Annotated in this window: 20 protein-coding genes and 1 pseudogene; 1 reads left to right on the top strand and 20 read right to left on the bottom strand. The window is 56.3% G+C overall.

The genetic code is table 11. The features are described from left to right. The 13 genes from C3451_RS20725 to tkt all read right to left on the bottom strand — a co-directional run bounded on the left by C3451_RS20725 (position 1) and on the right by tkt (position 13991). On the bottom strand, positions 1 to 723 hold the full coding sequence (locus C3451_RS20725) for an oxidative stress defense protein (protein ID WP_022649323.1): 723 nt from the start codon (positions 721 to 723) through the stop codon (positions 1 to 3). Positions 724 to 815: 92 nt separating this feature from the next. After that, positions 816 to 1451: an arginine exporter ArgO gene (gene argO, locus C3451_RS20720; RefSeq protein ID WP_003860085.1), complete on the bottom strand. Its 636-nt coding sequence runs from the start codon at positions 1449 to 1451 to the stop codon at positions 816 to 818. 143 nt (positions 1452 to 1594) lie between these two features. Beyond that, entirely contained in the window at positions 1595 to 2449 is an 855-nt protein-coding gene (locus C3451_RS20715) for a small-conductance mechanosensitive channel MscS (RefSeq protein WP_022649325.1), read from the bottom strand. A 188-nt stretch (positions 2450 to 2637) separates the two neighbouring features. After that, positions 2638 to 3717, bottom strand: coding sequence for a class II fructose-bisphosphate aldolase (gene fbaA / locus C3451_RS20710; protein ID WP_017692704.1), 1080 nt, complete (start codon positions 3715 to 3717; stop codon positions 2638 to 2640). Between the two features lie 92 nt (positions 3718 to 3809). Next, entirely contained in the window at positions 3810 to 4973 is a 1164-nt protein-coding gene (pgk, locus tag C3451_RS20705) for a phosphoglycerate kinase (protein WP_045623013.1), read from the bottom strand. Positions 4974 to 5022: 49 nt separating this feature from the next. Next, positions 5023 to 6042, bottom strand: a complete 1020-nt coding sequence (epd, locus tag C3451_RS20700; RefSeq protein ID WP_045623014.1) for an erythrose-4-phosphate dehydrogenase — start codon at positions 6040 to 6042, stop codon at positions 5023 to 5025. Positions 6043 to 6334: 292 nt separating this feature from the next. Continuing rightward, the gene (locus C3451_RS20695) at positions 6335 to 7045 is read right to left on the bottom strand and encodes a nucleoside/nucleotide kinase family protein (RefSeq protein ID WP_124304396.1); all 711 of its coding nucleotides are present in this window, start codon (positions 7043 to 7045) and stop codon (positions 6335 to 6337) included. Further along, on the bottom strand, positions 7042 to 7551 hold the full coding sequence (locus C3451_RS20690) for an MltR family transcriptional regulator (RefSeq protein WP_022649328.1): 510 nt from the start codon (positions 7549 to 7551) through the stop codon (positions 7042 to 7044). Before C3451_RS20690 ends, C3451_RS20695 begins: the two co-directional genes overlap by 4 nt. A gap of 15 nt (positions 7552 to 7566) precedes the next feature. Continuing rightward, positions 7567 to 8538, bottom strand: a complete 972-nt coding sequence (glpX, locus tag C3451_RS20685; protein WP_045623018.1) for a class II fructose-bisphosphatase — start codon at positions 8536 to 8538, stop codon at positions 7567 to 7569. Further along, positions 8535 to 9812 carry a zinc-binding dehydrogenase gene (locus tag C3451_RS20680; RefSeq protein WP_045623019.1) on the bottom strand — a complete coding sequence of 426 codons (1278 nt, stop codon included), beginning with the start codon at positions 9810 to 9812 and terminating at the stop codon, positions 8535 to 8537. The genes glpX and C3451_RS20680 overlap by 4 nt, the downstream gene beginning before the upstream one ends. A 23-nt stretch (positions 9813 to 9835) precedes the next feature. Next, positions 9836 to 11215 (bottom strand): PTS mannitol transporter subunit IICB, encoded by a 1380-nt coding sequence (locus C3451_RS20675; RefSeq protein ID WP_063139245.1) that lies wholly within the window; start codon positions 11213 to 11215, stop codon positions 9836 to 9838. 27 nt (positions 11216 to 11242) lie between these two features. Next, a complete protein-coding gene (gene cmtB, locus C3451_RS20670; RefSeq protein ID WP_045623023.1) occupies positions 11243 to 11686 on the bottom strand; it encodes a PTS mannitol transporter subunit IIA in 444 nt (147 codons plus the stop codon). A gap of 313 nt (positions 11687 to 11999) precedes the next feature. After that, the gene (tkt, locus tag C3451_RS20665; RefSeq protein WP_022649333.1) at positions 12000 to 13991 is read right to left on the bottom strand and encodes a transketolase; all 1992 of its coding nucleotides are present in this window, start codon (positions 13989 to 13991) and stop codon (positions 12000 to 12002) included. A 272-nt stretch (positions 13992 to 14263) separates the two neighbouring features. Here tkt and C3451_RS20660 point away from each other — a divergent pair, with 272 nt between their 5' ends. Beyond that, positions 14264 to 15022: a M48 family metallopeptidase gene (locus tag C3451_RS20660; RefSeq protein WP_003860073.1), complete on the top strand. Its 759-nt coding sequence runs from the start codon at positions 14264 to 14266 to the stop codon at positions 15020 to 15022. 45 nt (positions 15023 to 15067) lie between these two features. Here C3451_RS20660 and C3451_RS20655 read toward each other — a convergent pair whose 3' ends face one another. From C3451_RS20655 to C3451_RS20625, 7 genes and pseudogenes are all read right to left on the bottom strand, one after another. After that, positions 15068 to 16708: a thiamine pyrophosphate-binding protein gene (locus C3451_RS20655; protein WP_045623024.1), complete on the bottom strand. Its 1641-nt coding sequence runs from the start codon at positions 16706 to 16708 to the stop codon at positions 15068 to 15070. 13 nt (positions 16709 to 16721) lie between these two features. After that, positions 16722 to 18191, bottom strand: coding sequence for an aldehyde dehydrogenase (locus C3451_RS20650; protein ID WP_124304395.1), 1470 nt, complete (start codon positions 18189 to 18191; stop codon positions 16722 to 16724). Positions 18192 to 18200: 9 nt separating this feature from the next. Continuing rightward, positions 18201 to 18971, bottom strand: coding sequence for an aspartate dehydrogenase (locus tag C3451_RS20645; protein ID WP_023295404.1), 771 nt, complete (start codon positions 18969 to 18971; stop codon positions 18201 to 18203). A gap of 9 nt (positions 18972 to 18980) precedes the next feature. Continuing rightward, positions 18981 to 19775 (bottom strand): SDR family oxidoreductase, encoded by a 795-nt coding sequence (locus tag C3451_RS20640; RefSeq protein ID WP_045623025.1) that lies wholly within the window; start codon positions 19773 to 19775, stop codon positions 18981 to 18983. After that, positions 19759 to 20529, bottom strand: a complete 771-nt coding sequence (locus C3451_RS20635) for an alpha/beta hydrolase (RefSeq protein WP_045623026.1) — start codon at positions 20527 to 20529, stop codon at positions 19759 to 19761. The genes C3451_RS20640 and C3451_RS20635 overlap by 17 nt, the downstream gene beginning before the upstream one ends. Positions 20530 to 20538: 9 nt before the next feature. Beyond that, on the bottom strand, positions 20539 to 21069 hold the full coding sequence (locus C3451_RS20630) for a cupin domain-containing protein (RefSeq protein WP_124304394.1): 531 nt from the start codon (positions 21067 to 21069) through the stop codon (positions 20539 to 20541). A 10-nt stretch (positions 21070 to 21079) separates the two neighbouring features. Further along, positions 21080 to 21391, bottom strand: a pseudogene (locus tag C3451_RS20625) (MFS transporter); the annotation flags it as partial.

Below are 21391 nucleotides of genomic sequence, written 5' to 3'. Positions count from 1 at the left end.
TTACTGAGCTGGCTTTTCAGTCGGCTCCAGCTGGAACACCACATCAACCTGATCGTCGAACTGAATGGTTGGCTGCTCGTAGGTTTCCTGAGCAGAAACCGGCGCGGCGTCCGCTTTCATCATCCGCACCATCGGGCTTGGCTGGTAGTTTGAGACGTGGTAACGCACGCTGTAAACCGGACCGAGCTTGCTCTTGAAGCCGGATGCCAGCTGCTGCGCCTGATGAATGGCATCATCAATCGCCGCTTTACGCGCTTCGTCTTTATACTTCTCTGGTTGCGCAACGCCCAGCGAGACGGAACGAATTTCGTTCAGCCCAGCCTTCAGCGCACCATCCAGCAATCCGTTGAGCTTATCAAGCTGGCGCACGGTCACTTCTACAGTACGCACGGCGCGATAGCCTTTCAGGATGCTTTTGCCGTTCTGGTAATCGTAATCCGGTTGAGTACGCAGGTTCGCAGAGCTGATGTCTTTTTTCGCGACACCGTTCTGTTCCAGGAAAGAGAGGTATTGCGCAACACGATCGTCTGCCTGTTTCTTGGCGGAAGCAGCATCTTTCGCCGCCACGTTCACTTCAATTGCCAGGGTTGCAACATCCGGTACCGCATCCACGCTTGCCGTACCTGAAGTGACAATGTGCGGGCCGTTTGGCAGTTCATTCGCCTGCACCGACACCGCACCTAAACTTACTAATGCCGCCAGGGCCATCACCTTAAACTTCACTGTCATTCCTCCATGTTGCGAAGAGTGCCCTGTTAACAGGGCTCATGCCAGCAAGCTTAGCGGGTCTTGTTCAGATGTCCATAAGACAACGCTTAGTTGAACAATCCCTGTACGTGATGAATGCCCTCTTTCGCCAGCTGGAAGGCAATAAACCACATCACCAGCCCCACCAGGGTATTGATAATGCGCTGCGCTTTGGCGGTACGCAGTCGTGGTGCCAGCCATGCCGCCAGGATCGCAAGACCAAAGAACCAGAGGAAGGAGGCGCTGACCGTACCGAGCGCAAACCAGCGTTTCGGCTCAACGTCCAGCTGTCCACCCAGGCTGCCGAGCACCACGAACGTATCAAGATAAACGTGCGGGTTAAGCCATGTCACGGCGAGCATGGTGACGATAATCTTCCAGCGCCCTTGCTTCATCACTTCGGCGCTCGCCAGCTCAAGATTGCTGCTCATGGCCGTTTTCAGGGCGCCAAACCCGTACCACAGCAGAAACGCTACGCCGCCCCAGGTAACCAGCGCCAGCAGCCACGGCGACTGCATCAACAGGGCGCTGCCGCCAAAAATCCCGGCGCAAATCAGCAGCAGATCGCTCACCGCGCACAGCAAGGCAATCATCAGATGGTACTGACGGCGGATGCCCTGATTCATCACGAACGCATTTTGTGGACCAAGGGGAAGGATCATGGCCGCACCTAACGCAAGCCCTTGAAAATAGTAAGATAACATAACGTAATTCTCGCAGAGTTGTCCTGGGGCAGACTATACTGCGGGAACGACATTAGAGGAAATGGATAATATTAATTGGGGATTAGCGAGGCTAATAAAAGAAAAGCCCGGTGTCGCTGACGCTTACCGGGCCTACGGAGACGTTACTCTGCTTCTTTGACTTTTTTGACGTTTACGTCCATCTGCGGGTACGGGAAGCTGATGCCGTTAGCATCGAAGTCACGCTTAATGCGCTCCAGCACATCCCAGTATACGTTTTGCAGATCGCTGCTTTTGCTCCAGATGCGCACCACAAAATTAATGGATGATGCGCCCAGTTCATTCAGACGAACGGTCTGCTCGCGGTCCTTCAGAATACGGTCATCTGAAGCAATGATGTTGGTAATCAGAGACTTCACCTGATCGATATCGGAATCGTACGCCACGCTGATGATCAGCTCGTTACGACGCACCGGCTCGCGGGAGAAGTTAATGATATTGCCGGCAATGATTTTCCCGTTCGGTACCACCACAATACGACCGTCGACAGTACGCAGAGTGGTAGAGAAAATCTGTACCTGCAACACGGTACCCGCGATCCCGCCTAAATCCACGTATTCACCGGAACGGAACGGACGGAAGGTTACCAGCAGTACGCCCGCCGCCAGGTTCGACAGCGAACCCTGTAATGCCAGACCAATGGCCAGACCGGCAGCACCGAGCACAGCGATGACGGATGCCGTCTGCACGCCGACACGCCCCAGCGCCGCAATCAGCGTAAAGGCGATGATGCCGTAACGCACCAGCGCGGAGAGGAAATCGGCGACCGTGGCGTCAATGTGTCGTGCAACCATCACCCGGTTGACCGCGTTCGATACGATACGCGCCACGATCATCCCGACAATGATGATGGCAATAGCGGCAACAATATTCACAGCGTAGCTCAGCAGTAGCGCCTGGTTGCGCACCAGCCAGTTACCCGCGTGATTGATGCTGTCTACAACATCAAGTTGTTCCATTTATTCTTCCTTTTGCTAAACCAAAACACAAAATCTATCCCTTAAGGGGACAGGCAGGTCAGTAAAGGGTAAACAAAAAGAGCGGGTAATGCCAAACAGATCACAAAATCAGGTATTGCAGGATATTGAAAAAGCATAAAAAAAGGCCCGCATTTGCGGGCCTTCTGATGTGCTGTCAGCAGTTCAAATTACAGAACGTCAACCGCGTTCAGTTCTTTGAAAGCCTGCTCCAGACGAGTAATCATAGAAGTCTGGGCAGCGCGCAGCCATACGCGTGGATCGTAGTATTTCTTGTTCGGCTGGTCTTCGCCTTTCGGGTTGCCCAGCTGACCTTGCAGGTAAGCTTCGTTGGTTTTGTAGTATTGCAGGATACCGTCCCAGGTTGCCCACTGGGTGTCGGTATCGATGTTCATTTTCACTACGCCGTAGCTTACGGAATCTTTGATTTCCTGAGCAGAAGAACCGGAACCGCCGTGGAAGACGAAGTTCAGGCTGTTGTGCGGCAGGTTGTGTTTCTTAGACACATATTCCTGAGAATCACGCAGGATGGTCGGGGTCAGAACCACGTTACCTGGCTTGTACACGCCGTGCACGTTACCGAAGGATGCTGCGATGGTGAAGCGTGGGCTGATTTTGCTCAGCTCGGTGTAAGCGTAATCAACGTCTTCTGGCTGAGTGTACAGAGCAGAAGCGTCCATGTGGCTGTTGTCCACACCGTCTTCTTCACCGCCGGTGCAACCCAGTTCGATTTCCAGGGTCATGCCCATTTTGGACATACGCGCCAGGTACTTAGAGCAGATCTCGATGTTTTCTTCCAGAGACTCTTCGGACAGGTCGATCATGTGAGAAGAGAACAGTGGCTTACCGGTTGCTGCGAAGTGTTTTTCACCTGCGTCCAGCAGACCGTCGATCCATGGCAGCAGTTTTTTCGCGCAGTGGTCAGTGTGCAGGATAACCGGAACACCGTAGTGCTCAGCCATCTGGTGAACATGATGTGCGCCAGAGATAGCACCCAGGATGGCAGCGCCCTGAGGAACGTCAGTTTTCACGCCTTTACCTGCGATGAACGCAGCGCCGCCGTTAGAGAACTGAACGATAACCGGTGCTTTAACTTTTGCAGCGGTTTCCAGTACGGCATTGATGGAGTCGGTACCTACGCAGTTAACTGCTGGCAGAGCGAAGTTGTTTTCTTTAGCTACCTGGAACACTTTCTGTACGTCATCACCAGTGATAACGCCAGGTTTTACGAAATCAAAAATTTTAGACATGTTGCTTAGTCCTGTATCTTCGGCCGTTAGAAAAGGTGCGAGCTCTGATAAGCGCGCTGAAAATTGGGCAGGTTTCCCTGCCCCTGAATGGCTTACTTCTTAGCGCGCTCTTCGAGCATTGCTACTGCTGGCAGGACTTTGCCTTCCACGAATTCGAGGAATGCGCCGCCACCAGTGGAGATGTAGGAGATCTTGTCAGCGATACCGAACAGGTCGATAGCTGCCAGGGTGTCACCACCGCCTGCGATAGAGAACGCTTCGCTGTCTGCGATAGCGTTAGCCACAATTTCAGTCCCTTTGCGGAAGTTCGGGAATTCGAACACGCCGACAGGACCGTTCCACAGGATAGTTTTTGCGTTTTTCAGGATTTCAGCCAGTTTCTGTGCAGAAACGTCGCCCAGGTCCAGAATCTGCTCTTCATCTTTGATGTCATTAACAGATTTAAGGGTTGCGGTAGCAGTTTCGGAGAACTCGGTCGCCACGCGAACGTCAGTTGGAACCGGGATATCACAGGTGCTCAGCAGGCGTTTGGCTTCGTCAACCAGATCCGCTTCGTACAGGGATTTACCCACGTTGTGGCCTTGCGCAGCAACGAAGGTGTTCGCGATACCACCGCCAACGATCAGCTGGTCAGCAATTTTGGACAGAGAATCCAGAACGGTCAGTTTGGTAGAAACTTTAGAACCACCAACGATAGCGACCATAGGACGAGCAGGTTCTTTCAGTGCTTTACCCAGCGCTTCCAGTTCGTCAGCCAGCAGTGGACCTGCACAGGCGACGTCTGCGAATTTACCGATACCGTGGGTAGAAGCCTGCGCACGGTGAGCCGTACCGAATGCATCCATCACGAATACGTCGCACAGCGAAGCGTATTTTTTGGACAGGGTTTCGTCGTCTTTCTTTTCGCCTTTGTTGAAGCGAACGTTTTCCAGAACAACCAGCTCACCTTCGGCAACTTCCACGCCGTCCAGGTAATCTTTCACCAGGCGAACCGGGCTGGACAGTTTGTCTTTCAGGTAATTAACAACCGGCAGCAGAGAGAACTCTTCGTTGTACTCGCCTTCAGTTGGACGGCCCAAGTGGGAGGTGACCATCACTTTAGCGCCCTGCTTCAGAGCCAGTTCAATGGTTGGCAGAGATGCACGGATACGCGCGTCGCTGGTCACTTTGCCATCTTTAACCGGTACGTTCAGATCGGCACGGATGAAAACGCGTTTACCTGCCAGATCCAGATCGGTCATCTTAATTACAGACATGGTGAATCCTCTCGTTGATTCTTAAAGTTTTGCAAGCGCAAGGTGCGCTCTACCTGAAACCTTTTGCGGCCATGGCTAACGTGGTGTCGAGCATTCGGTTAGCAAAGCCCCATTCGTTATCACACCAGACCAGCGTCTTGATGAGGTGCGCACCACTGACTCGCGTCTGCGTGCCATCCACGATGGCGCTGTGCGGGTCGTGGTTAAAATCTACTGAGACCAACGGTAATTCCGTATAGTCAACTATACCATGAAATGCTCCCTGTGCCGCTTTTTGCAGCAACAGGTTGACTTCACAGGCTTTTACCGGTTTTTTCACCGTCACGCTAAGATCGATTGCGGTGACGTTTATCGTCGGGACGCGCACGGCAATCGCTTCGAAACGGTCGTTAAACTGCGGGAAAATACGCGTGATCCCGGCAGCCAGTTTCGTATCCACCGGAATGATGGACTGGCTCGCCGCGCGAGTGCGTCGTAAATCCGGATGGTAGGCGTCGATAACCTGCTGATCATGCATGGCGGAGTGAATCGTGGTCACGGTACCGGATTCAATGCCATACGCATCGTCTAACAGTTTAATGACCGGAATAATGCAGTTGGTGGTACAGGAGGCGTTGGAGACAATGCGGTGTTCAGCCTGCAGCTCGTGCTGGTTGACACCAAACACGACGGTGGCGTCGAGGTCGTGACTGCCGGGATGGGAGAACAGCACTTTTTTCGCGCCAGCATTCAGATGCGCTTCGCCATGTTCACGGTTACCGTACACGCCGGTACAGTCCAGCACCACATCCACACCCAGTTCGCGCCAGGGCAGCCCTTCAATACTGTTCTCATGCAGCACGCGGATGGCATCGTCACCGACGAACAGCTGTTCCCTTTCCTGGCGAACGTCCCAGGCAAAGCGACCGTGGCTGGTGTCATATTTCAACAAATGCGCCATGCCCGCAGCATCCGCCAGTTCATTGATTGCCACCACGGTGATTTCCGCACGACGCCCGGATTCATATAAAGCACGAACCACGTTGCGCCCGATGCGACCGAAGCCATTAATCGCTACGCGTACGGTCATAGATCTCCTGCAAAGCTATCCCTGAGTTTGAGGTGGCTGAAAGAGTAATCCAGCGACGCCCGAAGGGGAATCCTTGCTGTCACAAACTGCGATTGATTGGTCAATTGTCGAACATTTAATCGACTGAAACGCTTCAGCAAGAATAAGCGAATCGGGGAATAAAAGGAATCTCTGTCCAGATTAAGAGCGATTTAATCTGATCTCCATCACATTTTTCCAGAATAATCCCTTTTCTTCCCGCCACGTAAAACGCGGCGGGTTGAACGGTGCCCCCATGGAAAGCCGCGAAAGATCAGACGAGTCGGTATTCGCCATTTGCCGACATCATCAGTTCCACATTGGCAGAACGGCTGTGACGCAAAACACGCTCCACGTTTGGCCCGTCGGTGCGCGCATAAAACGCGTCGGCGTCGGCCTGAGAGAGTCCCCCGGCCAGCTTACGCCCTACCAGGCGCGTACGTAACGCTTCAGCGGGCGCGCGAATGAACAATGAAAAATCGCAGTATTCCATCAGCGTTCGCCATCGTTCGTCATCAAGCAGCAGCCAGTTACCCTCAACAATCACGACAGGGGCCGTTGCCACAATAGCCTCTTCGACAGGATCGTGCGTTTGTCGGTCATACTGCGGCCAGGTACTTTCGCCTTCTTTTATCTGCCGCAGATGTTGCGCAAGCCTGTCGACATCAAAGGTCTCGGGCGCGCCTTTGTACGCACGCAGGTTATGGGCCTCAAGCCACGCGTTGTAGTGATGAAAACCATCCATCGGCAACGTCTGGATCGGCGGCATCCCCTCCATCTGACGAGAGAGGAATTCCCAGAAGGCGGTCAACGTGGATTTGCCCGTCCCGGGCGGCGCGCTGAGAAAAACAATCGTACGTTTGCTGGCGCTGGCAGAATGCAGTTTCGCCAGTTGCCGCAGCAAAGGCTTATGAACATTTTCGATTTCGTCATCAGGGTAATGTGCTTCTACATGTAGCCCGTTAACCGTTAGCCCAATTTTCACGGCGTCAGTTCCTTTAAAATTGTCGTTACCGCCAGGGTGAGCGCCGTCTTGATCATTGCGGTAAAGCGCACCTCAGACCATGCGGCAAAGTCAGCAAATTTCATCGACTCCAGCGCGCTGAATAACGTCGCGTTACGGGTGATGCAATTAACGTTGCTGATAAAATCCCAGGTGATGTCATCGGCGAAGCCAGGGATCGTATCCTGCTCTTTCAGATACTGATAAAACTGCGAAAAATGCGTAATGTCGGCGTAGAGCCATTTTTCCATTTTCCCCAGCGCATAGATCAGTCGTAACGCCACATCAATGTCATCAAGCGGCCCACTCCGGGCGAGTAACGGCTTCACTGCATATTCCACGATCTCTTCATCGTTATCGACAAACAACGACGGCAGAAAACATTTAATGCCCTGGAGCAAAAAAGACTGTGCCGTCGTCATGAATGCGAGGAGGTTATTCTGAGCATCCAGTTGCTCAAGCACATCGTCTTCTGTCAGCGTCGTCATTTGTATCTCGATAAATCACCGTGAATGCAGAGAGTCTATTATATTACACGTTCGATCTGCGCCGCCGATCAGTAAAGTTTGCGTGCGCACACCCTTCGCAACCTGTTGAATACCTTTAACCAGTTCGCCGCCCGTCACGCCCGTCGCGCTGAACAGGATGTCATTGCCCTTTACCAGTTCGCTAAGGGTATAGATACGATTGACTTCCACTTTCATCTCCGCACAGCGGCGGTGCTCCTGCATGGCGACCCGACGGTTCTCAGGACTCTCCCCTTTCGCTTCACAGAAATCGATCAGTTCCGCCTGCATATCGCCGCCCAGCGCTTTCACCGCGCAGGCGGAGATCACCCCTTCCGGCGCGCCGCCTGTGGTGTACATCAGATCATAAGGATTATCCTGTAAGCAGGTCAGTACGCTGGCAGCGACATCGCCATCGGGCAACGCAAACACTTTCACGCCCAGCTGCGTCGCCTCGGCAATTGCATTTTGCAGGCGCGGTTTGTCCAGCGTCACCATCCGCAGATGCTCCAGCGGCTTGCCCAGCGCCCGGGCAACGTTGCGAAGGTTTTCTGCCAGCGGGAGATCGAGGCTGATTGCCCCGGCGGCCACTGCGTTAACCACCAGTTTTTTCATGTACATATCAGGGGCATGAAACAGGCTGCCCTCAGGCGCAAACGCCATCACTGCCAGAGCATTGCTTTGCCCCATCGCCACCATGCGGGTGCCCTCTATGGGGTCGACGGCAATATCTACCGCCGGGCCGACACCGCTTCCAACCTCCTCACCAATCCACAGCATTGGCGCATGGTCAATCTCACCTTCGCCGATGACGATACGCCCGCGAATCGCTATCGCGTTTAGCGCCTCGCGCATGGCGGTTACCGCCAGCCCGTCGATTCGGTTTTTATCGCCGCATCCGGTTTGCGGCCAGGCGGCCAGCGCCGCCTGTTCCGTAACGCGAAAGAGCGGCCATGCCAGAGACATCATGCTGCCGCCTCCCCAATATCCACCCCAAACTTCGCCAGCAAATGGCGCTCTGCTTTTTCATTCCAGATGCCGTGAGTCTCTTCCACAAGCCTTGCCAGCTCCCGGAAAAGCGGATCGGTTTTACCCTTTTCGGCAAAATCGGCAATGGCCGTTAACGGCATGGTGACACCGTTATAGATAAGCTTCTTGCCTCCAGGAATGTCCGGCAGGTTGAGTACCGTATGCGGCACCGCATCAAGGCCGCCGATGTGGGTCACCATAAACGACGGCTGAAGCTGGCCCGTCGCACTCAGCGCAATCGCCTCTTTCATGTCCTCCGTCGAGCCGCCGGAGGTGCCCACCACGTGGGTACTGTTGTAATGGACGTTGTAAAAATTAAACGGCACCTTGAAATTGCTGTCCGTTGGTCCGGCGAAGAAATTCAGGCACCCGTCCTCGGCGAGAAGATCGTCTGCCAGTTCAATGACCGCCGGAACCGCGGCATAGACAAACACGTCGTCAAAGCCGACATTGTCAGTTAATGCGCGTAACGTAGCGGCCGGGTTCTCCAGTTCAGAGGTATTGACATAGATAAGCTCAATACTCTTTTGTGCCGCCAGCTCAACCGGCAGGAGTTTTTTCGCCTGCGCGAGGCGGGCCTCATCAATATCTACCACCACAACGCGCGACGGCTGAATCCCGCCGTTAATCGCATAATCAATAGCGCCAATTCCCATCGGCCCGGCGCAGGCCAGAAGCGCAATATTACCTCCCGGTTTCACACCCATCCGGTGCTCATAGACATATTGCGTCGTATGATAATTGGCGTTATACGCGCCGATAATGCAGCACATGGGTTCCGCCAGCGAAGCCGCCGCAAAATAGGAGCCGTGATAAGGTAAAACGCAGCCCAGATTAATCGCGACCTCTGGAATAATCATATACGTCGCATTGCCGCCAAAATATTCATAGCTGTATCCAGCGGAATAACCGCTTGGCAATCCCATTGCCGGTTGTAAAACAAAGCGCTGACCTTTTTTATATTTCCCGGCAAGGTTTTTTCCGACCTCAACAATCACCCCGGCGCATTCATGTCCGGTAATGACCGGATGATTTTCCAGATCGTCCGGCACACGTTTATGTTCACTGCCTAATTTGGCTGCCTTCCAGGTGGATAAACAAACGCTGTCGGAAATTACGCTCACCAGCAGTTCATTGTCGCTTATTTCGGGCAGTTCAAATTCGCGGATACGAACATCCTGCTTGCCATAAATGGCAGCCACTTTCGTTTTCATAATGACTCCAGGAACCAGATAGATTAATTCGCCGTTAGATGCTTAAATAATTCGTCAAGATTCGGATCGCCGAGATAGTTTTTTATCAACACTAACGGTTTGTCACTGACCCGTTTAGCGCGCCCCTCCAGGCTGGCATGGGTAACAATAATGTCCGCGTCGTCAGGCACATTTTCGATGGCATAATGTTTTACTTCGATATTTTGTCCGGCTTTTTCCAGGCGCTTCCGGAATGTCGTCGCGCCCATAGCGCTGGAGCCCATTCCGGCATCGCAGACAAAAGCGATATGCTTAACATCCTGGTAAGAAAATTTGCCTTCCTGCTTCATGGCTTTTACGGCGTTGGCAGAATCATTGAAAGTATCTTCCGTTTCAGCTTCGCTATTTTTATCCATCTTCAGGATAAAAGAGGCGACCGCAAAGGTGACCAGCGTGCCTGCCGTTACGCCAGCAATCGTGGCGAGGAATGCGCCTTTAGGCGTTAACGCGAGGTAGGCGAAAATCGAACCCGGACTTGGGCCAGCCACCAGTCCACCGCCTAACAGGTTAAATACCCACGTCCCGCTCATGCCGCCAGCAATCATCGCAATCAGCGTCAGTGGTTTCATCAGTACGTAAGGGAAATAGAGCTCATGAATGCCGCCCAGGAAGTGAATGATCATCGCGCCGGGGGCTGACTTTTTCGCCATTCCTTTGCCGAAAAAAGCAAAAGCCAGCAGCAGGCCTAAACCCGGCCCGGGGTTGGAGGCCACCATAAAGAAGATGGATTTACCCGTCTCGGAAGCCTGCTGCATCCCCAGCGGATAATAAACCCCCTGATCGATAGCGTTATTTAAAAACAGGATTTTTGCCGGTTCGTTAATCAACGACAGCAGCGGCAAGTAGCCTGCATGTACCAGTGATTCAATACACTCTTTAATAAAGTTATTGGCAATCGACACCGCAGGACCGATGACTTCAAACCCCAGCAGGCAGAGGATCATGCCCGCAATACCCAGCGAGAAGTTGTTGATGACCATCTCAAAACCCGCTGGAATGCGTTTATCCAGCATTCGGTCGATATGCTTAATCACCAGGCCGCCGAGTGGCCCCATGATCATTGAGCCGAGGAACATAGGAATATCCGCGCCGATGATCACGCCGATAGTGCCGATCCCCCCCATCACCGCCCCACGTTTGCCGCCAACCAGGTGTCCACCGGTAGAGCCAATCATCACCGGCAGTAAATAGGTGATCATCGGTCCGACAATTTTGGCGAAATGCTCATTTGGCATCCATCCGGTTGGTATAAATAATGCGGTAATAAATCCCCAGGCAATAAAAGCGCCAATATTCGGGATGACCATTGCAGTCAAAAAGCCCCCAAAAGCCTGGACCTTTGCACGAGCAGACTTGTGTTCCATAATAATATCCTGTAAAGGAGAGAATAATTATGCGCGAGCGATAATATCCGCCAGTTGCTTTTCTGACTTAGCGGTTAACAACGCTGACAGCATATCTTCTTCACATAATAATTCGCTTAATGCCTGGATAGCGTCGATATGTGAATCCGCATCCGCCGCAGATAAACCAATGAGTAATTTTACGGGCTCATCGTCGTCGGCAAATTGCACTTCCTGTTTAAGAAGCGTTAATGACATACCTGTTTTTAAGGCACCGCACTCCGGACGGGCATGAGGCATCGCTACACCCGGAGCGAGAATGTAATAAGGACCATTAGTGAGCGTCGAGGTTTTAATTGCCTCAATATAATCAGCGTTAATACAATGATTTTGCAGCAAAGACGACATGGAAAAATCAATGGCTTCCTGCCAGTCCTTTGCTGCGGATTTTATTGATATTGAGGATTCAGGGAAATAATCAATTAACCGCATATATCATCCTTATTTTATTTTTAGGGTACAACGTATCGCTAAAAACAAAATACGCCTGCGGTAAAATGAAATCAAACGGAGAGAAAATAGCGAGCATGTCAGAGTGGATTTTAATAAAACGAATAAAAACAGATCGTTAAAAACAAGAAATTAAAAAGCAAGTCTATATATGTGATATCCATTGCAAATTAAACATATTATAACTTTTCGTATTTGTGATGGAAATCACCAAATATATGTTGTTAACACCAAAGAAAATACCACCAAAATAAAAACGGGCCGCCTGAGCGACCCGTTTGCCTCACGGAGAGATTTACAGCAGTTCTTTCGCTTTAGCGACAACGTTCTCAACGGTGAAGCCGAACTCTTCGAACAGCAGCTCTGCCGGAGCAGATTCACCGAAGGTGGTCATACCGACGATAGCGCCGTTCAGACCCACGTATTTGAACCAGTAATCAGCGATACCCGCTTCCACTGCCACGCGAGCGGAGACCGCTTTAGGCAGTACAGATTCGCGGTACGCGGCATCCTGCTTGTCGAACGCATCGGTAGACGGCATGGAAACCACGCGCGCTTTCACGCCTTCAGCAGTCAGTTTTTCCCATGCGGCAACAGCCAGTTCAACTTCAGAACCGGTCGCGATAAAGATCAGCTCAGGCTGGCCCGCGCAATCTTTCAGCACGTAACCACCGCGGGCGATGTTTGCCAGCTGCTCTGGGGTACGTTCCTGCTGCGCCAGGTTCTGACGGGAGAGGATCAGCGCGGTCGGGCCGTCCTGACGCTCAACGCCGTATTTCCACGCCACCGCAGATTCAACCTGGTCACATGGACGCCATGTGCTCATGTTCGGGGTCACGCGCAGGGAAGCCACCTGCTCTACCGGCTGGTGAGTTGGACCATCTTCGCCCAGACCGATGGAGTCGTGGGTGTAGACCATCACCTGACGCTGTTTCATCAGCGCGGCCATACGCACGGCGTTACGTGCATACTCTACGAACATCAGGAAGGTAGAGGTGTACGGCAGGAAACCACCGTGCAGAGCGATACCGTTGGCAATCGCGGTCATACCGAATTCACGTACACCATAATGGATGTAGTTACCGGCAGTGTCTTCGTTGATTGGCTTAGAGCCAGACCACAGGGTCAGGTTAGATGGCGCCAGGTCAGCGGAGCCGCCGAGGAATTCTGGAAGCAGAGGACCAAACGCTTCGATCGCATTCTGAGACGCTTTACGGCTGGCGATTTTAGACGGGTTCGCCTGCAACTTCGCGATGAACTCGTTCGCTTTCGCGTCGAAGTCAGACGGCATGTCGCCTTTCATACGACGGGTGAATTCAGCCGCTTCCTGTGGGAAGGCTTTCGCGTAAGCCGCGAACTTCTCGTTCCAGGCCGCTTCTTTCGCCTGGCCCACTTCTTTCGCATCCCACTGCGCGTAGATTTCAGATGGGATTTCGAAGGCAGGGTGTTTCCAGCCAAGCGCTTCACGGGTCAGTGCGATTTCCGCGTCGCCCAGTGGTGCGCCGTGGGAGTCGTGAGTGCCCGCTTTGTTCGGAGAACCGAAGCCGATGATGGTTTTGCACATAAGCAGGGACGGTTTGTCGGTCACGGCGCGCGCTTCTTCTACGGCACGTTTAATCGAGTCAGCATCGTGGCCATCAACGCCGCGCACAACGTGCCAGCCGTAGGCTTCGAAACGTGCGGCGGTGTCGTCAGTGAACCAGCCTTCAACGTGACCGTCGATGGAGATGCCGTTGTCGTCGTAGAACGCAACCAGTTTACCCAGCTTCAGGGTGCCTGCCAGGGAGCACACTTCGTGAGAAATGCCTTCCATCATGCAGCCGTCGCCCAGGAACGCATAGGTGAAGTGGTCAACGATGTCGTGGCCAGGACGGTTGAACTGTGCCGCCAGGGTCTTCTCAGCAATCGCCATACCCACGGCATTCGCAATGCCCTGACCCAGCGGACCGGTAGTGGTTTCAACGCCAGCGGTGTAGCCCACTTCCGGGTGACCTGGAGTTTTGGAGTGCAGCTGACGGAAATTTTTCAGCTCTTCGATTGGCAGATCGTAGCCAGTGAGGTGCAGCAGGCTGTAGATCAGCATAGAGCCATGGCCGTTAGACAGCACGAAACGGTCGCGGTCTGCCCATGCCGGGTTCTGCGGGTTGTGGTTAAGGAAATCACGCCACAGGACTTCGGCGATGTCAGCCATGCCCATAGGGGCGCCCGGGTGGCCGGATTTGGCTTTCTGTACTGCGTCCATGCTCAGCGCACGAATAGCATTAGCAAGCTCTTTACGTGAGGACATTTTAACTCCAGATCGGACTGTTAAAGGCCATGCCCTTGACGACAGCGCGTTTTGGGCTACGCCGGAAAAAAGTGCCAACAATGTAACCCAAGCCGCAGGGCATGTACATGGACCATTCTTTTGCAGCTTAAGAAATCTCTGGATCATGCTCGCATGTTGCGCAATCTACTCGCCCGCCCCTGTAGATATTCCTTATACTTAGCCCGACACCGGCTTCGTTGACGGTGCATTTTTCGGAATTAATTCAGATTAACGAGTACGGAAGCAACATCATGAAAATGCGTGCAATTGGGCTGGCTGTGGGAACAACGCTCCTGCTAAGCGGCTGTCAGAATATGGATTCTAACGGCCTGATGACCTCAGGCGCAGAAGCTTTTCAGGCCTACTCATTGAGCGATGCGCAGGTGAAAGCGCTGAGCGACGAGGCCTGTAAGGATATGGATGGAAAAGCTACGCTTGCCCCGGCAAACAGCACCTACACGCAGCGTCTGAACAAGATTGCTTCCGCGCTGGGCGACAACATTAACGGTCAGCCGGTTAACTACAAGGTGTATATGGCGAAAGACGTCAACGCCTTCGCGATGGCTAACGGCTGTATCCGCGTTTACAGCGGCCTGATGGACATGATGACCGACAACGAAGTGGAAGCGGTGATCGGCCATGAAATGGGTCACGTTGCTCTCGGTCACGTGAAGAAAGGGATGCAGGTTGCGCTGGGCACCAATGCCGTGCGTGCTGCGGCGGCCTCTGCGGGCGGCATTGTCGGCAGCCTGTCCCAGTCGCAGCTGGGCGACGTGGGTGAGAAACTGGTTAACTCCCAGTTCTCCCAGCGTCAGGAGTCGGAAGCGGATGACTACTCTTACGATCTGTTGCGCAAACGCGGCATCAATCCATCGGGTTTAGCCACCAGCTTCGAAAAACTGGCGAAACTGGAGGAAGGCCGTCAAAGCTCCATGTTTGACGATCACCCGGCCTCCGTTGAACGCGCGCAGCATATCCGTGACCGCATGGCGGCAGACGGAATTAAATAAAACTTCGGCCCGGTGCGCGCCGCGCTACCGGGCAACAAGGCTCAATCAGTACAGCGTTTTCTGTGGCGGCCCGGCAAACTTAAGGGCGCCAATCTGCCCCATCCGCACCTCAACCACCGACGGCCCCGGCATCGCCAGCGCTTCCGTCATCACCGCATCAAAATCCTCGGCCCGCTCAACGCTCCAGGCCTGTAGGCCAATCGCCTGCGCCAGCAGGGTAAAATCCGGTGTATGCAGCGCGTTATAATACTGACGCCCGCCAAAATATTTATCCTGAATACCGCGCATTACGCCGTAGCCCCCGTCGTTCATGATGAGCAGCGTCACGTTGGCTTTCTCCTGCGCCAGCGTCGCCAGCTCGCCTAAATTGAGGCTCAGGCCGCCGTCGCCCACCAGTCCCACCACCCTGCGCTGCGGGTTAGCAATCGCGGTGCCGATGGCCATCGGCAGTCCCATACCAATCGCCCCGGCGAGAGAGTGAATGTTCAGCAGCGGACCGTTAGCCCTGAACAGGCGGCTACCCCACAGGCTGCCGGACACGGTGATATCGCGCACCAGCAGGCCGTCTTTCGGCAAGGCTTTTTCTATGGCGTCGTTAAGCTTCGCATAGGCGCCGCACTGCTCGCGCAGCCCCTGCTCAGCTTGCCCGACCGCCTGCTGCACCTGCATATCCCACTGGGCGTTGCCCCACTCGCGGCTCTGCACTTTTTTAGCCAGCGCGCCAAGCAGCGCTGAACAATCTGCTATCAACGTGCTATCCATCAGGTAGTTACGGCTGGCCGCCGCCGGGTCGATATCAATCTGCACCCGCGGGGACGGCAGCTCAAGCGTCCAGGAGCGGGTTTCGTTGCTGCGCAGACGTGAACCGGCGACCAGCGTAAAATCACACTGCGCAATCAGCGCCTCCACCGACGGCGAGTTGTGGAACGCCCGCAGGCTGGCGCGGTGGTCGTCCGGCAGCACGCCGCGCGCGTGGGTGCTGGAAATCACGGTGATGCCCGCATCCGCCAGTTTTTTCACCGCCTCAGCGCTTCCCAGCGCCCCGCCGCCCAGCCACAGCAGCGGCTGTTTCGCCTGTTTGAGCTGCGCCCACAGCGCGTCAACCATCCCGGTATCCACGGCTGGAACCGATGCCGGTTTGACCGGGGCGGTAACCAGCGACAGCGGAATTTTGGCGCCCTGAATATCAATCGGGATTTCCACCGAGACCGGTCCGCACGGCGGGGTCTGCGCGTCCTGGATGGCTTTATGCAGAATGGCTATCGCCTGATTCGCATTGCTGATACGGTACGCCCGTTTTGAGCTGGCCTTCAGGAAGGTCAGCTGATCGCGGGTTTCATGGATAAACCCGGTGTCGGCGTCCAGCCAGGCTTTCTCTACCTGCCCGGTTAAATGCAGAAGCGGCGTGCAGGCATTCATCGCTTCCACCAGCGCGCCTACCGCGTTCCCGGCCCCCGCGCCGGTGCTGGTCAGCGCCACGCCGAGGCCGGAAAAGCGCCCGTGAGCATCGGCCATGGTGACGGAACCGGCTTCACCGCGCGCGGGTACAAAGCGGATATTGCCCCGCTGCCCAACCGCATCCGCTATCGGCAGGTTGTGAATGGAGATGACGCCGTAGATGGCCTCAACCTGATACTGCTCCAGCGTTCTGGCGATGGCGTCGCCGACGGTTATCATTTCGCTCATTGCTCACCCTTTCTCAGTCGCACCAGTGGTTGACGCTGTTACCCGTCGCCAGATAAATGCTCTTTTGTTGCATCCAGGCTTTCAGCCCCTGGATACCCTTCTCGCGGCCCAGACCGCTCTCTTTAAAGCCCCCGAACGGGGTCGAAATCGCAAAAACTTTGTAGGTGTTGATCCACACCGTGCCTGCCTCCAGCTGCTCGCTGAGACGCAGGGCGCGCCCGGTATCGCGCGTCCAGATCCCCGCCGCCAGGCCGTAAACCGAGTCGTTCGCCTCGCGAATAAGCGCCGCTTCATCGCCAAACGGCATCGCCACCAGCACCGGGCCGAAGATCTCTTCCTGACATGCGCGGGCGCTGTTGTGTAGCCCTTCGATAATGGTTGGCTGGAAGAAGCTGCCGTTTGCCAGAGCGGGATCGGCGGGGATCTCGCCGCCGCACAGCACGCGGCCCCCTTCCCGCTTCGCAAGTTCGACGTACTCGATCACGCTCTGGCGATGTTTCTCGCCGATCAGCGGTCCTACATGCACGCCGTCGGTAAACGGATGCCCGACGCGCAGCCCGCGAGTTAATTCCAGCAGCCTCGCCATCAGCGGGGCGTAAATACTCTCGTGGATAAACAGCCGCGATCCGGCGATGCACGCCTGCCCCGCCGAGCTGAAAATGCCGTAGCAGATCCCGCGCGCCGCCTGTTCGATATCGGCATCCTCCAGCACGATGGTCGGCGATTTGCCGCCCAGCTCCAGCGAGGCCGGGATCAGTTTTTCCGCCGCCACGTGCGCCAGATGACGGCCCGTAGTGGTTCCGCCGGTAAAGGAAATTTTGCGCACGCGAGGATGACGCGCCAGCGCATCACCAATCACCGAGCCTTTGCCCGGCAGCACGCTCAGCAGCCCGGCGGGCAGCCCGGCCTGTTCAAAAATCCGCGCCAGCTCCAGCGCCATCAGCGGCGTGGCTTCGGCGGGCTTGAGGATCACCGCGTTCCCGGCGGCAATCGCCGGTGCGACCTTCTGCATTTCGCTGGCAATCGGCGAGTTCCACGGCGTGATGGCCGCTACCACGCCAAGGGGCTCGTAGCGGCTCAGCGTCAGCAGATCCGGCTGGCGCGGTGTCGGAAGTTCACCCTCCAGCAGCCCGCAGGCGGCGGCAAAGTAGCGCGCCGTTCCCGCCGCGCTCATCACCAGCCCGCACGCTTCCGCCAGCGGCTTGCCGTTATCCCGGCTCTGCATCTGCGCCAGTTCATCCACACGGGATTCAATAAGATCCGCCACCTTGTGCAGGATCTTCGCCCGCACGTGCGGCAGGCTGTTACGCCAGGCGGGATCGCGCCAGGCGCGCTCTCCGGCGTCTACCGCCTCCTCCAGGTCATCCAGACTGGCGGCGTTCAGCGTCGCGTTGATCGACCCGTCTGCCGGGAAGTGGCTCTGCATCGGGTTACCTCCGCCGTGTCGCCACTGTCCGCCGATAAAAATCTTCAGATCGTCCATCGTCACTCCTCAGCTCAGGGCCAGCTCGCGGCAGGCGCGCACCGCGCTCAGTGCCGCCAGGGTGGAGGTTTTAGGGTTAGACGCCAGCGGCAGCCCGCTAAGCTCCAGATGGAATTCGCCAAACAGCCCTTCGACGTGCAGCGTGTGGGTGTTACGTTTCGTTGCCGGGTCAACCATCAGCTGCACGCGGGTGTCATCCATCCCGACGCCGCCGAGCGCCACGGTCGCCGCTACGTTGGCGTTCGCCGGGAACAGCCGCGCCGCCTCGCGGGCGCTGCCTTCAAAAAAGACCTTTGCCTCTGACACCGCATTCAGATCGATAAGCTGCTCGGCATAGCTGCCGCGCCAGCTGGCCGGGCTTTTGCGCGACTGATAGGTGACGCGCTCAAGCCCACCCTCTTTCGCTGCCGCCAGCCCGTCGATACCGGCCACTGCACCGGAAAGCAGAGTCAGTTTTCCGCCCGCGGCGAGCAGACGCTGCTCCAGCGCGCTGTCCGCCAGCGCGCCGGTGGAAATGACGGCCAGATGCCAGCCGCGACGCAGGATCTCTTCCCCGTACTGGGCCACCGCCTGCTGGCTGGCGCATTCCAGCACCAGATCCGGCGTTTGCGCGCACGCCATTGGCGACGTCAGCGCCTCGACCGCATCGCCAAACTGGTCGTGAATGGCGGCATGGTGAGACGCGCGCGCCACGATCCAGCCGATAGCCACACCGGCGGGCAGGCGCTCAATCACCGCCTGCGCCATGGCACCAAAACCAATCAACATTACCTTTTTCATGATGCGTCCTTACAGATGGCGACAGAAGCCGCCGGAAACGTCCAGCGCGGCGCCGGTGGTAAACGAGGCCAGCGGCGAGGCGAGGAACAGCAGCGCCTGCGCGGGCTCCTGCGGCCTGCCGAGGCGCGCCATTGGAATGCCGCGCTTGCGCGCGATATCCGCCGTCCACTCCGGCCAGCTCTGGCTTTTGTCCGCCCGATTTTCAAAGCGGCGCAGCCACTGCCCGGACTCCACCATGCCGAGCAAAATGGAATTGACGCGAATGCCTTTACCCACCAGCTCTTTCGAGAGCGTCAGCGTCATGTTCAGCAGCGCGGCACGAGCGGCAGAGGTGGCGATCATGTGCTCCTCCGGCTGTAGCGCCAGCAGGGAGTTGACGCAGGTAATAGAGGCAATGTCTGACTGCTCCAGCAGCGGCTGAAACCCCTGCACCGGATTGATGACGCCAAACAGCTTCAGCTCTGCCTCGTGCAGCCACGCCTCGCGCGGGGTGTCATGGAAGTGCGCCACGTAGCCCTGCCCGGCGTTGTTGATCAGCAGGTCCGCCGCGCCAAAGCGCGCCTGCACCGCATCCGCAAAGGCCTGAACCTCGTCGGCGTTCAGCACGTCGCAGCGGTAAGAAAAAATCTCCCCGTGGGGGAATTCGTTTTGCAGCGTCGCATGGGCGCTGGCGAGCCGATCCGGGTCACGGCCGCAGAAGGCGACTTTCGCCCCTTCACCCAGCAGCAGGCGCAGCGTTTCAAAGCCAATGCCAGAAGAACCGCCGGTGACTACCGCTACGCGCCCGTCAATTTGTGCATTCATCGCGCACCTCTTCGTTAATGCGTAAAAGCTGTTGGTTGAAAAACACTTCGTTATCGAGATAGCTGGCGTGCCCGGCCTGCGGAATGGCGGTAAACGGCATGCCGTAGCGCAGCGCCAGCCCCTGCACCAGTTCGGGCTGCGTTATCGCGTCCTGCTCGCCGCACCAGACTTCAAACGTGCCGGAGTATCGTTTAAGCCAGCCGTGAATGTCGTCATTCGCCAGCATCCACGCGGCGGCAAGGTAGCCTTCCGGGCGCAGCGTGCGCATGCCCGCCGCGACGGTGGCGATATCTTCCGCGCGCGCGCCGGGGCGCAGCAGCTTCGCGGCACGGGTCTGGGCGAGGATTTCGCCGCCCAACGCCATCTGCTGCTCGCGGTTGCGCCAGACCTGCTCCCGCTGCTCCGGCGCGGCATTGCCGTAGCCCTGCGCAGCGTCGGCCAGTACAAGATGAATGACGCGATCCGGGAACTTCGCCGCAAAGGCACTTGCGACCAGTGCCCCCAGGGAATGGCCCACCAGCACCGCCTGCCAGACACCGGCGCGATCCAGCATCGCCGCCAGCACGTCGGCGTAATCCCCCGCGTTTGCCCGCGCGACGGCCAGCATCGGGCTTTCGCCATAACCGGGCATGTCCCACGCCAGCACGCGAAAACCGTTCAGCGCCATCTGCTTGTGCCAGGACGCAGCGCCAGAGCTGATCCCGTGTAGCAGCATCAGCGGAATGCCGCTTCCCTGTTCACGAAAACCCGTCATGGCGCCCCCTTAGTTCCGCTTCACTTTCGAGAGCGGATGGTCGGACGGATAGGTCGGGATTTCCGGCTTGTTGGTCCCCAGCATGACGCACATCAGCGCCTCTTCTTCCCCGTGGTTAAACAGGCCGCGATAGATGCCCGGCGGGACGGAGATCAGGTCACGCTCGCACAGCACGGTTTCGGTGTAGTTGTCGCCGTCCTGGATCATCAGCGTGATCTGCCCCTTGAGCATGAAGAACACCTCTTCCACGTCGTCGTGCAGGTGCAGCGGCCCTTCGCACTTCGACGGCAGTACCATGGTCGAGAAGGTAAAATGGTCCGCCTGCACGGTGTTGGTGTCGTTCGCTACACCGGTTGCGCCGGTGCCGATGTAGCGCATCTGCGCCCGGCGGTATTTTGGGTCAAAATCGGCCTGGAACTTCAGCGCGTTCCAGTCGTATTTACGGCCTTCGAAGCGCGCGATGCGCGACTCGACCCACTCCTCCATCGTCAGATGGTCAGGTTTGATGCCCGTTTTGTGGGTTACGGTTGAATCAGTCATGACACTCTCCTCAGTAACGTCTCAGCAGCGGCAGTAACAGGACGCAGCCCACCGCCGCCATCACCGCCAGAAAAATCAGCCCGGAATCCATGCTGTGGGTGAAGGCGATAAGCGCGCCCATCACCGCCGGCGACAGCGCGCCTGCAAAGTTTCCCAGCCCGTTGAAAATGCCGCCCGCCGTGGCGCTCACCCGGGGATGGGTGGCCTTCGCCAGCAGGGCGAAAATGTTGGGCGCGCCGGTGCCCCACATAAAGGTGCTGAAGCTCATCGCCGCGATGACGGCGAGCGGGGTATCGAGGTGCATCACCGCCGCCAGCCCCAC

The organism is Enterobacter sp. 301B (assembly GCF_003850715.1).
Classification (GTDB): Bacteria; Pseudomonadota; Gammaproteobacteria; order Enterobacterales; family Enterobacteriaceae; genus Enterobacter; species Enterobacter intestinihominis.
This window is presented reverse-complemented; position numbering and strand designations above follow the sequence as displayed.